The organism is Streptococcus sp. W151 (assembly GCF_053010205.1).
The window spans coordinates 859,420-874,448 of the sequence record NZ_JBRKNT010000001.1 but is presented as its reverse complement, the minus strand read 5'-3'; the positions used below and the strand labels follow the sequence as shown (position 1 = coordinate 874,448).

Annotated in this window: 12 protein-coding genes; 10 read left to right on the top strand and 2 right to left on the bottom strand. The window is 40.3% G+C overall.

Features of this window, described 5'->3' with window-relative positions; translation table 11 throughout:
* Nucleotides 1–21: 21 nt before the first annotated feature.
* From ACVC7Q_RS04210 to ACVC7Q_RS04175, 8 genes are all read left to right on the top strand, one after another.
* Nucleotides 22–1,593, top strand: coding sequence for a type I restriction-modification system subunit M (locus ACVC7Q_RS04210; RefSeq protein WP_447264958.1), 1,572 nt, complete (start codon nt 22–24; stop codon nt 1,591–1,593).
* The gene (locus tag ACVC7Q_RS04205; protein WP_447264957.1) at nt 1,590–2,786 is read left to right on the top strand and encodes a restriction endonuclease subunit S; all 1,197 of its coding nucleotides are present in this window, start codon (nt 1,590–1,592) and stop codon (nt 2,784–2,786) included. Before ACVC7Q_RS04210 ends, ACVC7Q_RS04205 begins: the two co-directional genes overlap by 4 nt.
* A gap of 4 nt (nt 2,787–2,790) precedes the next feature.
* Nucleotides 2,791–3,399, top strand: coding sequence for a restriction endonuclease subunit S (locus ACVC7Q_RS04200; protein WP_447264956.1), 609 nt, complete (start codon nt 2,791–2,793; stop codon nt 3,397–3,399).
* Between the two features lie 54 nt (nt 3,400–3,453).
* A complete protein-coding gene (locus ACVC7Q_RS04195) occupies nt 3,454–6,498 on the top strand; it encodes a type I restriction endonuclease subunit R (RefSeq protein WP_447264955.1) in 3,045 nt (1,014 codons plus the stop codon).
* A 189-nt stretch (nt 6,499–6,687) separates the two neighbouring features.
* Nucleotides 6,688–7,551: an Rpn family recombination-promoting nuclease/putative transposase gene (locus tag ACVC7Q_RS04190; RefSeq protein WP_447264954.1), complete on the top strand. Its 864-nt coding sequence runs from the start codon at nt 6,688–6,690 to the stop codon at nt 7,549–7,551.
* 29 nt (nt 7,552–7,580) lie between these two features.
* The gene (locus ACVC7Q_RS04185; RefSeq protein WP_447264953.1) at nt 7,581–7,778 is read left to right on the top strand and encodes a transposase; all 198 of its coding nucleotides are present in this window, start codon (nt 7,581–7,583) and stop codon (nt 7,776–7,778) included.
* Between the two features lie 153 nt (nt 7,779–7,931).
* Nucleotides 7,932–8,855, top strand: coding sequence for an L-lactate dehydrogenase (locus ACVC7Q_RS04180; protein ID WP_447264952.1), 924 nt, complete (start codon nt 7,932–7,934; stop codon nt 8,853–8,855).
* Between the two features lie 440 nt (nt 8,856–9,295).
* Nucleotides 9,296–9,835: an NADPH-dependent FMN reductase gene (locus ACVC7Q_RS04175; protein WP_447264951.1), complete on the top strand. Its 540-nt coding sequence runs from the start codon at nt 9,296–9,298 to the stop codon at nt 9,833–9,835.
* A gap of 302 nt (nt 9,836–10,137) precedes the next feature.
* On the opposite strand, the gene ACVC7Q_RS04170 is transcribed toward ACVC7Q_RS04175, so the two are convergent.
* Together ACVC7Q_RS04170 and ACVC7Q_RS04165 are read right to left on the bottom strand one after the other, a co-directional pair.
* Nucleotides 10,138–10,833, bottom strand: coding sequence for a VIT1/CCC1 transporter family protein (locus tag ACVC7Q_RS04170; protein WP_447264950.1), 696 nt, complete (start codon nt 10,831–10,833; stop codon nt 10,138–10,140).
* A gap of 283 nt (nt 10,834–11,116) precedes the next feature.
* Nucleotides 11,117–12,511 (bottom strand): MFS transporter, encoded by a 1,395-nt coding sequence (locus ACVC7Q_RS04165; RefSeq protein WP_447264949.1) that lies wholly within the window; start codon nt 12,509–12,511, stop codon nt 11,117–11,119.
* 311 nt (nt 12,512–12,822) lie between these two features.
* Here ACVC7Q_RS04165 and ACVC7Q_RS04160 point away from each other — a divergent pair, with 311 nt between their 5' ends.
* Together ACVC7Q_RS04160 and ACVC7Q_RS04155 are read left to right on the top strand one after the other, a co-directional pair.
* Complete coding sequence (locus tag ACVC7Q_RS04160) at nt 12,823–14,115, top strand: PTS transporter subunit EIIC (RefSeq protein ID WP_447264948.1); 1,293 nt, start codon at nt 12,823–12,825, stop codon at nt 14,113–14,115.
* Nucleotides 14,102–14,959, top strand: coding sequence for an alpha/beta hydrolase (locus ACVC7Q_RS04155; protein WP_447264947.1), 858 nt, complete (start codon nt 14,102–14,104; stop codon nt 14,957–14,959). Before ACVC7Q_RS04160 ends, ACVC7Q_RS04155 begins: the two co-directional genes overlap by 14 nt.
* The last annotated feature ends 70 nt before the right edge of the window (nt 14,960–15,029 follow it).

Below are 15,029 nucleotides of genomic sequence, written 5' to 3'. Positions count from 1 at the left end.
GATTAATTAAGGAAAGTAAAAATGGCAAGTAAAGAAAATGCAGAGCGCAAGGAGCTTCACCGTAAAATTTGGGCGATTGCAGACGCTGTTCGTGGAGCAGTAGACGGTTGGGATTTCAAGCAGTACATACTTGGAATTCTATTTTATCGCTTTATTTCTGAGCATATGGCTGATTATTTTGATCATGCCGAGCACGAGGCTGGAGATTTAGAATTTCGTTATGCTGATTTGAGTGACCAAGAAGCTGAGCGAGATTTCAAACCAGGGACAGTTGAGGATAAGGGATTTTTTATCCTTCCTAGTCAATTGTTTGAGAATGTCGTCAAAAATGCTTCACAAAATGAAAATTTAAACGAAGATTTAGCCAATATTTTCCAAGATATTGAGAAATCAGCGATTGGATTCAAGTCTGAGGATGATATCAAAGGATTATTTGATAATTTGGACACACGAAGTAACATCCTTGGTGGTACTGTCCCAGAAAAAAATAAACGTCTTTCTGATATTCTTAATGGTATCAATAGCATTAACTTTGGCAACTTTGAGGAAAATGACATTGATGCCTTTGGAGATGCCTATGAGTTCTTGATTTCAAACTATGCGAGTAATGCTGGTAAAAGTGGTGGTGAATTCTTCACACCTCAGACAGTTTCTAAATTACTGGCTCGTTTGGTTATGGTTGGTAAGGCGAAAATTAACAAGGTCTACGATCCAACATGTGGGTCGGGTTCGCTCTTGCTTCAGATGAAAAAGCAATACGAAGACCATATCTTGGAGTATGGTTTCTTTGGTCAAGAAATCAATATGACCAACTATAACTTGGCCCGTATGAATATGTTCTTGCACAATATCAACTACAATAACTTCGATATCAAGCGAGGAGACACCCTTTTAAATCCTCAGCATTTGGATGAAAAACCATTTGATGCGATTGTTTCTAACCCTCCTTACTCTGTCAAATGGGTAGGAGATGGAGACCCAACTCTCATAAACGATGACCGTTTTGCGCCAGCAGGGAAACTAGCTCCTAAGTCAAAAGCTGACTTTGCCTTTATCATGCATAGTCTCAATCATTTGTCTAACAAAGGTCGAGCAGCTATTGTCTGTTTCCCAGGTATTTTCTATCGTGGTGGTGCTGAGAAGACCATTCGTCAGTATCTAGTTGATAACAACTTTGTTGAAGCAGTGATTGCTCTGCCTGATAATCTCTTCTTCGGAACCCCTATTGCAACTACGATTTTAGTGTTGGCGAAGAATAAGCTAGAAAATAAAACCCTCTTTATCGATGCGAGTAAGGAATTCAAAAAAGAGACCAATAACAATGTCTTAACGGATGACAATATCGATCATATCGTTGAATTATTTACTAATTATCAAAGTGTGGACTACAAATCAGCTCTTGTTGATAATGAAGTGATTGGTTCAGAGCAGGATTATAACCTTTCCGTATCTACCTATGTCGAACAAGAAGATACACGTGAGAAGATTGATATAGATGTTCTCAATAAAGAAATCGCTGAGACTGTTGCCAGAATTGACCACTTGCGTGCAGAGATAGATAAAATTGTAGAGGAACTAGGAGGTAAATCATGAATATCCTAGAAGAAATCCAGAGCTGCCCCGTTGAGTGGAAAGAGTTGGGAGTAGTTTGTTCTGTTAATAAAGGTAAGCAGCTAAACAAGAATCTGTTGATAGATGATGGATTATATCCTGCGTATAATGGAGGACAAACTTATTCAGGAAGAACTAATGATTACAATGTCGAAGCTAATACAATTATTGTAAGTCAAGGTGGTGCTTCTGCAGGTTTTGTCAATTTTGTAGAGACTAAATTTTGGGCTAATGCTCACTGCTATTATATACTTCCCGATGAAACTCAAGTGAAAAATAGATTTGTATATCATTTTTTAAAAATGAATCAAAAATATCTTATGGATTTTCAACACGGCGCCGGTATACCTGCGTTAAAATCTGATAAATTAACTAAACTATTAATTCCCGTCCCTCCTATAAAAATTCAAGAAAAAATCGTGCAAATACTTGACAAAATGACAGAGTATGTTACAGAATTGACCTCAGAATTGACCTCAGAATTGACCTCACGTAAAAAGCAATACTCTTTTTATCGAGATAAACTCTTATCATTTGAAGATGAAGTTTATCAGGTTGAGTGGAAGACGCTAGGGGAAGTAGCTAAATTTAATTATGGCTATACTGATAAAGCAAAAGAGACGGGAGATATTAGATTTATTCGAATTACTGATATTGATGAAAATGGCTATCTCAAGTCGAATGATAAAAAATATATTTCCTTAACCGAAGAATCTAGAAACTATCTAGTAAAACATGGTGACTTATTGATGGCTAGAACGGGTGCTACATATGGGAAAACTCTATTTATTGATACTGATGAAACTAGCGCGTATGCCTCTTTCTTAATAAAAATTACTCCATCAGAGAAGTTGAATTCGAGATACTATTGGCACTTTTCAAAGAGTGAATTGTACTGGAAACAGGCTAATAATTTGGTTTCAAAGGCAGGTCAGCCCCAGTTTAATGCGAATAGTTTGAAAAATGTAAAAATCCCAATACCTTCTCTAGAAATCCAGTCTCGTATTGTTCAAGTTCTGGACAACTTTGATATGGTTTGTAACGACTTAAATATCGGACTGCCTAAGGAGATTGAACTGCGTCAAAAACAGTACGAATATTTCCGAGATAAACTCTTGACATTCGTCGCCGAAGGCGAGTACACTGACAGTACAGTACAGACAAGACATCATTAGGCTCTTGAACTGGGTATTTGGACCAATTCGAGTGGAGTTGGGTAGTATTTGTGAATTTGTAAGAGGAAATGGTCTTCAGAAGAAAGATTTTACCCAAGTTGGAAGATCTGTTATCCACTATGGACAAATTTACACTAAATATGATTTTACAGTAGTTCACACTTTCTCCAAAACTAGTGAAATGGTGTTTAAAAAGTTAAAAAAAGCCCAACCAAATGATTTGGTAATGGCAACTACATCTGAGAATGTTGAAGATGTCGGGAAAGCAATTGTTTGGGAAGGAAAAGAAGAGATTGGAATTTCTGGAGATAGTTATATCATTCGTACAAGTCAAAATTCACGGTACTTGAATTATTGGCTAAGATCGATTTCGTTTCAATCTCAAAAGGAAAGAAAAGTGACTGGGACAAAAGTTGTTCGAATCAATTCTAAGGATATGGAAAAATTTCAAATTGTAGTTCCATCCATTACAGAACAAGAAAGTATTGTCTCCATTCTTGACCATTTCAACACCTTAACCAATTCTCTTTCTGAAGGTCTGCCAAAAGAAATAGAACTAAGACAGAAACAGTATGAATACTGGCGAGAACAATTATTAAACTTTACTAGATAAAGTCTTTAATCATTTTGAGAAAGAATCTCAATTAAAACAAAAAGGAAGCATGCTATGGTTGACTATTCAAAAATACATGAAGTAATTGCGGAAACAAATGAAGGGATTCTCTTGGCTGAGTATCAACCAGAGTATCGCACGGATAGAGAATATCAGACAGAGGCTGATTTAGAAAATCAGTTGATTTCTGACTTGTCGAATCATCTCAATTATGAGCGCTTAACTATTCATACACCTGAAGAGCTCTTAGCAAATGCCAAGGTGCAAATAGAAAAACTTAATAAGGTGACTTTTTCGGATGCTGAGTGGGATCGCTTTGTGCTAGAGTATTTAGACTGTCCCAATGAAGGATTAGTTGAAAAAACTCGAAAAATTCAAGAGAATTATATCTATGACTTTGTCTTCGATGATGGACGGATTAAGAATATCTTTATCATTGACAAGAAGAATATTCATAACAATAGCATGCAGGTCATCAATCAGGTAACCCAAGTGGGTAGTCATATCAACCGTTATGATGTTACTATTTTAGTGAATGGTCTGCCGTTAGTTCAGATTGAATTAAAGAGACGAGGGGTTAGTCTTAAAAAAGCTTTTGAACAAATCCATAGATATAGCAAGGAAAGCTTCAATAGCGAAAATTCTTTGTATAAGTATATTCAGATTTTTGTTATTTCCAATGGGACTTATACACGCTACTTTGCCAACACGACAGCTCAAAATAAAAATCATTATGAGTTCACCTGTGAATGGGCAGACAGAAAAAATAAAATCATTCATGACCTCGAGGACTTTACTGTTACCTTTTTGAGCAAACGAGTTCTCTTGGAAGTCTTGACCAAGTATTGTGTGTTTGATGCTGATAATACATTACTCATCATGCGCCCATATCAGATAGCAGCAACAGAGAGTATTTTACGAAAGATTCATTCCACGAATGAAATGAAGAATTTTGGTACTATCAATGCCTGTGGTTATATCTGGCATACGACGGGTTCTGGAAAAACATTGACTAGTTTTAAAACTGCTCGATTGGCCACAGAGTTGGACTATATTGATAAAGTCATTTTTGTGGTGGATAGAAAAGACCTAGACTATCAAACCATGAAGGAATATCAAAAATTCCAACCAAATTCAGTCAATGGTAGTAACAATACAAAAGAACTCCAACGTAGTATTGAAGAAAATGATGATCGAATTGTTGTCACAACTATTCAAAAGTTAAATAAATTTATAACAGCAAATCCAAATCATGAGATCTATAGTAAGAAATGTGTCTTGATTTTTGACGAGTGCCATCGCTCTCAGTTTGGGAAAGCACAAAAACGGCTTAAAAAAGCTTTTAGACAGTATGCCTTATTTGGGTTTACAGGGACTCCGATTTTCCCAGAAAATAGCTTAACGGGAGAAACAACACAAGAGGTTTTTGGAGAGCAACTTCATAACTACGTTATCACAGATGCTATTCGGGACAAAAAGGTCCTGAAGTTCAAGGTTGACTATAACTATATCAAACCTGAAATCAATAAGTATAGAGAAGCGGAAAAAGCGGTAGGCCGAGAGCTTGATGAGAAGAAGCTCAAAAAGATGGAGAAGGAACTCCTTTTGCATCCAGAACGGATAGCAACTATCACAGAGTACCTTTTGAGAGTTTATAATGATAAGACGCATCGGAGTATATATTACACTCATAAACAAAAGAAGATGCAAGGTTTTAATGCTATGTTAGCAGTACAAAGTATTGAAGCTGCGAAATTATACTATGAAGAACTTCAACGACAACAAGCAGAATTACCAGAGTCTAAGCGTTTGAAGGTCGCAACGATCTTTAGCTTTGCGCCTAACGAAGAGCAGTCAGCTTATGGTGAGATTCAAGATGAAGAGCTAGATCCTCAAGATGCAGCTATGCCTCTTTCATCTAAAGAGTTTCTTTCTAAAGCAATTTACGACTATAATCAAATGTTCAAGACCAACTTTTCGACTGATGGGAAAGAGTTTCAAAATTACTATCGTGACCTTTCTAAACGAGTTAAATCTAAGGAAGTGGATTTACTAATTGTCGTTGGTATGTTCTTGACAGGATTTGATGCTCCAACCATGAATACTCTCTTTGTAGATAAAAATCTTCGTTATCATGGATTGATTCAGGCATTCTCGAGAACCAATCGAATTTTTAACGAGGTTAAACCTTTTGGTAATATCGTTTGTTTCCGTGATTTAGAAAAGGCTACGCAAGAAGCTATCAAAACCTTTGGGGATACCAATAAACTTGATATTATCTTAGAAAAAAGTTTTAGCGAATACATGGATGGTTTCGTGGATCAGGTAACGAGTATTAAGGTCAAAGGTTATACAGAAGTCTGTCAGGAAATTCTGGAAAGATTCCCTAATCCACAAGAAATTGAAACAGAACATGATAAAAAAGAATTTGTTAAGTTATTTGGTGAGTTTCTGAAGCTTGATAATGTCCTTCGAAATTATGATGAGTTTCAAGAAATCGATAAACCTATCTCGGAAGGTTATCTCCAAGATTTAAGGAGTTCTTATGTAGAAATTCGAGATGAATTCTTAAACCTTAAAAATTACGAAAGAACAAAAGACTTAGGTGTTGACCTTTCAGATATTGAATTTGAGATTGAACTCTTAAAAACAGATGAGATTAATCTAGACTATATCCTTGCTTTGATTGTCGAAAAATCGAAGAACTCTGAGTCTAAGGAAACAATGAAAGCTGAAGTTAGCCGTGTCATCCGCTCAAGTATTGATATTCGTGCTAAGGAAGAGTTGGTAATTGGTTTTATTAATGATACTGATTTAGCGAGTTTGAAAGATCATGATGAGATTATCAATGCATTCTACGCTTATGGTAAAGAACGTAAAGCAGTCGCTATTCGTGAATTGGCAGAGTCTGAAAAGCTTGTGAAAGATTATCAGTTATTTATTGATAGATCTATTCAACGTGGTTATGCTGAGAATAGTGGAGCTGACTTGGATTCGATTATTCCACCGACTTCTCGTAGACAAGGAGCTCGTGAACGTAAGAAACAAGAAGTTTTACAAAAGATACAAACATTAGTAGAAGTATACTCAGATATTTGATCGTTAATCTATGAAAAATAACCTAATAGAAAGATCGATTCAACATTAACAAAGTTTGGGCTTGATAATTAAGAATCTTATTGATAAGTGGATAGGAAAAACAGAAGAGGTTTAACTATTCCCTAAATTTTTTTCGAATTATAAAAGTAGAGGGACCTCTCCTCTATTTTTTATCGAAAAGGAGCAGGGATGCAGAAAAGACACGCGCATGTATCGCCGACCTTGGACATCATGGCCAAGAAGATTTTTAGTTTGCCAGAGGTGACGGCAGCATTTATTCGAGATATTTTAGAGCTGGATGTGGCGGACGCTCAGATTGTGGAGGGAAGCCAGCCTCACAGCATGGCCTATGAGGAGGATGACTTGTTCTCCACTGCGGTGGATGTGAGAGCCAAGCTTCATGATGGGACCGAGGTGATCATCGAGATCCAGATTCGCAAGCAGCAGTATTTTTTGAATCGGTTCCATTATTATCTGGCCAATCAGCTGGTGGAGAATGTACAAAAACTGCGACAGCAAGGACAGACACATAAGATGTACGAGCAGATGGAGCCCGTCTATGGGATTGCGATTTTGGAGAAGTCGCTCTTACTGGACGAAGAGGCTGCCATCAATAAATACTGGCTGACCAATAGCCGGTCTGGCAAGCAACTCAAGGCCTATTATAAAAATGGTAAGCACCAAAATCTTCTGCAGGTTGCCTTTTTAGAGCTAGACAAGTATAATAAAGATGAGAATCTGACAGATGCAGGTAGACAGTGGTTGGAGTTTTTTGGGAATCTTCCCTTTACAAAAGTTCCCAGTCAGGCTGTAGCCCACGCAGATTCATTACTAGATTCATCTAGCTGGACCAAGGAGGAGAAGACCATGATAGACGAGCGAATTCGGATTCAAGAAAATTATGATATGACCCTGGAGACGGCTATTGATGAAGCGCGTGAAGAAGGGCGCAAACAGTTAATCTGCGAAATGGTCTCACGAGGGATGACGCCTGAGCTTGTCTCAGAAATGACGGGCTTGTCGCTGGAAGAAATCAAATCTATGTTAGGGTAAGATTGGGCTGGACCAAGGAGGAGAAGATCATGATAGACGAGCGAATTCGGATTCAAGAAAATTATGATATGACCATGGAGACAGCCATAGACGAAGCACGCGAAGAAGGTCTAGAGCAAGGGCGTAAACAGTTAATCCGCGAAATGGTCTCACGCGGGACGACGCCTGATCTTGTCTCAGAGATGACGGGCTTGTCCATTGAAGAAATTGAGACTCTTCTTTCCTAAGTCGTTAACGGAGGCATCGCCTCTTTTCTTTTTTGAAAAACTTGAAAATTTTCCCGTTTTTTTCAATCCGCCTTTCTAGAATTGTGGTAGAATAGAGTCAACAAAGAGCTATCCTCACCAACAGTGTGATCGATACTAGAAAAGAGGATTCTGATGACAAGAAAAATTGGTATTATTGGTTTGGGGCATGTGGGTGCGACCTTGGCCCACAGCATGATTTTGAAACACACCTGTGATCACTTGGTCTTGATTGATACCAATGAGAAAAAGGTCAAGGCAGATGCCTTGGATTTCTGTGATACAGTTGCCAATACGGGGTATCCGGTTCATATCACGGTTAATGACTACGCGGCTTTAAAAGATGCGGATGTTGTGGTGTCGACTCTTGGAAATATCGAGTTGCAGGCTAATAACACAGATGACCGTTTTGCGGAGCTTCCTTTTACTAGCAAGCAAGTGGTGCAAGTAGCGCGTGATTTGAAGGCTTCTGGCTTTAGCGGGGTCTTATTGGTAGTGACCAATCCGGTCGATGCAGTCACTCAACTCTACCAACAATACACCGGCCTTCCAAAAGAGCAGGTGATTGGGACGGGGACCTTGCTGGATACAGCTCGCATGAAGCGCGCCGTCGCAGATCGCTTGCAAGTGAATCCTGCTAGTGTATCAGGCTATAACCTTGGTGAGCATGGAAATTCTCAATTTGTTGCTTGGAGTCAGGTCCGTGTCAAAGGACACGCTATTACCGATCTCTTCTCTCAAGAAGAGCTTGATGCCATCAACTACGAGTCCTTGCGTGGTGGTCATACTGTCTTTTTTGGCAAATTCTATACCAATTTTGGAATTGCTGCAGCAGCCCAACGCTTAGCAGAAGCTGTGATCAATGATAGCCACGAAGAAATGCCTGTATCTAATTATCGCCCAGAATACGGAACCTATCTTGGCTACCCAGCGATTGTAGGTCGAAAAGGAATTATCGAACGATTGGACCTGCATTTGACAGAAGAAGAAAAAGAAAAATTACTCCATTCAGCCGAAACCATCAAGGAAAACACACGAAAAGGATTGGAGCATGCCTAAAAGAGAGGAGGCTGGGACAAAAATCGGTCATTCGTTAGAATTTGATTTCGTCGTCCCACCTCCGCACAATTGAGTAGGGCTGTAAAAGCTGATGAAATCAGCGTAGTAGAGCCCACTCAACCACTGCGTCTTGCTCGACAATCCAAAGACAATTGAGAGGCTAGGACTTTTGTCCCAGCCTCTTTTCTGCAATTTTTTCGAATGGCAGGAGTGAGGGGATTCCCTACACGAAATCATTGGATATGCTCGTAGAGTCCGTTGAGATTTTAGAAGGAGACCAAACATGTGAGCAGGGGTTTTTAGCATCTATCCTCTTAAAACTCGCTTAGTAAATGTAATAAGAGTTAGTAAATCACAAGTTGTAGTCCTTGAAATTACATTTCGATCCTGTATAATAGCTATTGTAACAAATAATCATACAACGGAAAGAGGAAACATCTATGAAAAACATTTTATTTATCGTCGGATCCCTCCGCCAAGGATCTTTCAACCACCAAATGGCTCAGAAAGCAGAAAGCCTTCTTGAAGGAAAAGCAACAGTAACTTACTTGGACTACAAGGACATCCCTATGATGAACCAAGATTTGGAAACACCTACCTTGCCAGCAGTTCAAGCGGCGCGTGATGCGGTCCTTGCTGCGGATGCCATCTGGATCTTCTCACCAGTTTATAACTTTGCCATTCCAGGCGTGGTGAAAAACTTAATCGACTGGCTCAGCCGTGCGCTTGACCTATCAGAAACTCGTGGTCCATCTGCCCTTCAAGACAAGATCGTAACAGTCTCTTCAGTCGCCAATGCAGGACACGAGCCAATGTTTGCAGCCTACCAAGCCCTCTTGCCATTCGTTCGTACCCAAGTAGTGGGGGACTTCACTGGAACAACCGTTAACCCAGAAGCCTGGGCAACAGGTGAATTGGTCTTGACAGACGAAGCAGTCGCAGGATTGGAAAAACAAGCCCAAGCCCTATTGGAAGCATAAGAAAAGCTGAAACTTAGGTTCCAGCTAGAATGTTGGCGAACTACTTTTTACATAAACTATACTATATAGATAAAACTTCAAAATAATGACTACTATTTTTAGTCATTTAAAGAGATTTAAAACTTTCCGCTGTGAGAAAAGTGCCTGAAACGCAGTTGTTTCAGGCACTCGGAATTATTGAGACCTTAGGCTCAATAATTAGTCATGGAACTTCTATGAAGTTCGCTGACGTCCGTACTCACCTAAGGAAAGTTTTTTAGAAGATTTTATCCTCAAAAGTTGAGACAGAAGTCTCAGCTTTTTTAAATACTAAACAATTGTCCGAAGAAGTAAGTCACACCCATGGTGAGAAGGCCAATGATCAGGTTGCGAAGCATGGCCTGCTTGGTTGGAGCTTTTCCCAGTTTCGCACTGGTATAGCCAGTGAAGATCAAGGATAGTCCAACAACGAAGACTGTCACTGGAATGCGATAGGCAACTGGAAAGAGAATGATAGAGAGCATTGGAGGAAGGGAACCAACAGAAAAAGCAAGGAAGCTAGATGCAGCAGCATGCCAAGGATTGGTAAACTCCTCATATTCGATACCATATTTCTCTTCGACCAGGGCTTTGAGGGGGTGTTTGAGAAAGGCGCGCTCTGTCAAAATCTTTGCAGAAGTTTCGCATTCTCCATTTTGAAGATAAGCATGGTAGAGAGATTCTCTAGCTAACTTTGGATCGCGATCCAACAAGGCTTGCTCACGGTTAACAGCGGCTTCTTCTGTGTCTTTTTGTGTGGAAACGGAGACATACTCACCTCCCGCCATCGAAAAGGCACCTGCCAGAATAGCTGATAAGCCAGAAAGAAAAATAATCCAGATGTTTGGTGTGGCACTGGCTACCCCGATAACCACCCCAGCAATAGAAATGATCCCATCATTAGCTCCGAGAACAGCAGCTCTCAAGATATTCAAGCGGTCGTTAAATGATTCATCTACTCCATGTTTTGTTTCAGTCATACTTGTCTCCTTATTTCTTATTTAGAATGATTATAATTAAATCTAAAAAAGAAAGCAAGGATTTTAACTCAAATGATAAAAGTTCGACAATTTAATGGAATCTTTTAGTTGTAAAATTTGACATTACAAGCAAAATGGAGAGAGAATTTGGCATACCCCTATCCTATCAAGCTTTATTTAGCAGAAGTGGCATAATTTTTGAGGATCCTGATGGCATTCTAACGCGAGTGCGGAAAGGATAACAAAAAACAGCAGGCTTCCTGCTGTTTTTTGACGAGATAAATTAGTTCGTTTCATTATCTTTTCCCACCACCCAAAATAAGAGAAGGAGTTGGAAAATACCTAAGGCAAATAAGGCCATGAAACCGTTGCGACTTCCTTTCGCTGTGGCTTGGGTGAAATCCAGCTTTTGATTGGCTTGGCTCATGGCAACGATCAAGGAAGCCAGAGTTGTTCCAACAGCACCTGCAAATTGTTGCAAGGTATTAAAGATCGCATTGGCATCGGGTTGCTCATCCAGCGCTAGTTGTTTCTGTCCGTTGGTCATGATATTGCCGAAGGCAAGTCCCATACCGGTCATGAAGAGCATGTAAAAGATGAGAATCAAGCCATTTGTCAGCTTTAGGCCCAAGAGGGTGAAGTGAAAATGGGCCAGAAGGATGAAAGCAGCTCCAAGGAGGATCGGTTTGCGGGCCCCCAGTTTATCTAGAATCAGACCGGAGAAGGGAGCAAAACCAGCTCCAATGATGGCCCCTGGAAGCAGCATCAAGGCTGCAAGCGTAGTGCTTGAGTGGTTGACCAATTGGACATAATTAGGAAGAAGAAAACTCATGGCAAGAGAGCCTAATTGAAAGGTGAAGAAGGCTAGAATATGGCCAGTGAGACGATGATTTTTCAAAATAGAAAGATTGATAACGGGATTCTCTAACTGATTGGACCGCCAGACCAAAAGGACCAGTCCCAAGGTTCCGATCACCAGCCAACCAAGCACAGAAAAACTGAAGAACGCATGATCCGCTAGGCCATGAATACCTAGAATCAACCCTATGAAAAGGGAAATGATGGCAAGAAGGCTCACGATATCAAAGGTTTCCCGCTTGACTTTACTGATTTGCTCAATGGAGCGAAGTCCTGCAACTAGTGAAGCCAGAAGGATCGGGAATTGAACTAAAAAGATGGACCGCCAGCCGAAGCTAGCTGTTAAGAGTCCCCCGACAGTAGGCCCAATAGCGGGTGCAATGGCTGTAATCAAGGTCCCCACTCCCATCATGAGACCGATCTTGCGTTTTGGGACCTGCTCTAAAATGATATTAAACATCAGAGGAAGGGCAAAACCAACCCCCATTCCTTGGACCAATCGCCCCAGGACTACAAAGCCAAAACTTGGAGCTAGGAAGTCAATGAGAACACCTAAAACAGATAGGAGATTTCCAACTAAAAAGATGGACTTCATTTTAAAGGAACGCTTGAGGTAGGCAGATAAGGGGACTACACAGGCAACCACTAGAAGATAGATGGTCGTAACCCACTGGACGGTTGCGGTATTGATCTCAAATTCCTTCATCAATATCGGGAAGGTGATATTCATGGCAGTCTCTCCAGCCACCCCGCAAAAGGAAAGGATCCCTGTCGCAAAGATCGCGAACAAGACCTTGGCTGAAATTTTTTCTTGTGACATAGACGTCTGATTCCTCCTAAATCTTCCTATCATGTTGTAAAATGGAATGAAAATTCATCGTAGCGATCTGATTTTCTGTCAGACTCAATTGCTAACAGTAGAGCAAGTCCGACATCAAAATGAGTCATCATTTTACTAGCTAAGAAATAGTATAGTGGAAATGAAGAACCCTGTCAAAGAGTTTTTCAAAAATTATGAAAATTTTAAAAGTATTCTCAAAATATGATGCTTCTCCAAATGAAAGGGATTGCTCACCACTATGATATAATAAGAAGAAAGCAAGCAATGTGAACACACCAATAGGGGGCGCCATGACCAAGTATTTAGTCCAGAAGTTTTTCTGGTTACGAGAAAAAAGTTTTATTCAGATTTCCCAGAAAACCCTGGTTTCCTTATTTCCTTTTTTCTTATTTTCAGGAATCATTCGAGTGATTGCCTTATCGGTCTTTTCTGATCGAGGCTATATCCATCAGCTCTTTTCGATGGACAGTTGGTTGCCATGGAATCAAGCTATCAGCCAGGTTCTTATTAATTTTTCCAACTTTCTAGGAGGTCTAGCAGGGCCTTTAGCAACCTACTTCGCTGGGAAATATACAGCTGGGCACTATGGTCGAAGTACGGGGACAGCCGGCGTGACTGCTCTTTTGGTCAGCTTGATTGTAGGGTCTCAGGAATTGTTGGTGGGACCACTCAATGATGGGCAACTGACAAGAATTAACTTACCTGCGACGACAAATATCCTCTTAGCCATTGTTTTAGGCTATCTAATCGGACAAATCTTTCGACTATCCAAGGCTAGTGACGACCAGATTGTGGACAAAGACTTTATCTATCAGCCCAAGACTGTGCGTCCCATTTTCTTGTCCTTGGTTCTAGGGGTTAGCCTGAATATTTTCCTCCTTCTTGGCAATCAGTACCGTATTTTTCAAATGATCGGTCAATTCTTTAGTTCTCTGACTATAAGCAGTCATCATCTCCTGTCCACCTTTGTCATGGGACTCTTCAGTGGCTTATCAGCTTGGGTCGGCAACAGTCAGGCTTTTGCCCTAAACTCAATTGCGGATGACAGTTTTGCTTTAGAAAATCTGAATTACGCTGTGACCCATCATACAACGACGGGGATTCCTCATCTCTATACTTTGACCAATTTGTATCGGAGTTTTGGCATGGTAGCTGGAATTGGCGCTGTCCTAGCACTTTTGGTAGCGATCTTACTGGTCTCCCACAGTCGAAAGGACAAGAAAGTGAGTCTCCTCAGTATTTTTCCAGGCCTCTTTAATAACGGTGCCCCCTTCATGGTAGGGATTCCAGTCCTGCTCAATCTTCTATATGTGATTCCCTTCTTATTGATCCCCTTGGTCAATATGGCCATCGCTGCTGTGGCTTTGTGCTTTAAGCTTATGCCAGCAGCCGTCTATCCAGTGGCAGATGGGACTCCTAGCCTTCTCTATGCTTTCATTGGAACGGGAGGAAGTCTGAGAGCCTTAGCTGTGAGTATACTTTGTTTTGCGATAGACGTGCTCCTTTATCTACCATTTGTCCGCATGGGAAATCGTATTCGAAAAGATCTAAAAGTGAAAGGAGAAAGCGATGAAAGTCTCTAAAAAAACAGCCATCGTCCTCACTTTGGTCTGTCTTTTCTTGATCGGTTTAGCCATTCCTTCTTATAGCTGGACTCGAACCAATGTTTCAAAAATCGAGAAATTTTATAATTCCAAACTGTCGCCCATCATTATGATTCCAGGAAGCTCAGCAACAGAGAACCGCTTTGATGGTTTGGTGACCAAGCTCAACCAAGGCCGCCAAGGCACCAAGCACAGTCTTCTCAAGGTCAAGGTATGGAATGATGGGAATATCACCTATAGCGGTAGTATTGATGCCAAGGACAATGAACCAGTGATTGTGGTTGGTTTTGAAAACAACAAAGATGGCTATAGCAATATTAAAAAGCAGGCTAAACTATTCAATCAAGCCTTTGAAGCCCTTCAAGAAAAATACAATTTTAATAATTTCAAGGGCTTGGGTCATTCTAACGGGGGCTTGATTTATACAGCCTTTATCGAAAAATATCTAGAAGATTATGATGTGGATCTCAAGACACTCATGACCATCGGAACTCCCTATAATTTCACGGAAACCAATATTAAAAATAAATCTGAGATGTTGGCCGATTTTATCAAGGGAAAAAAAGCCATCCCTAATACACTTTATATGTATTCAGTAGCAGGAACCATCACCTATGATTCCGATGAGTTGGTCCCAGATGCCAGTGTTTCTGCTGGGAAATATATCTACCAAAACCAAGCTGCTAGTTATACGGAGATCACAGTGACGGGGGAAGATGCTCAGCACTCGGATCTTCCAACCAATGATGAGGTGGTTGCCTTGGTGAAAGAGCATATTGAAAGTCAAACGGATCGTAGAACCAAACCAAATAAAGAAAACTAAGTGTGAAGAAGGGATTCCTTCCTCACTCTTTTTTTAGTATAATAAAGTTCAGTATGAAAACACGGGAGAC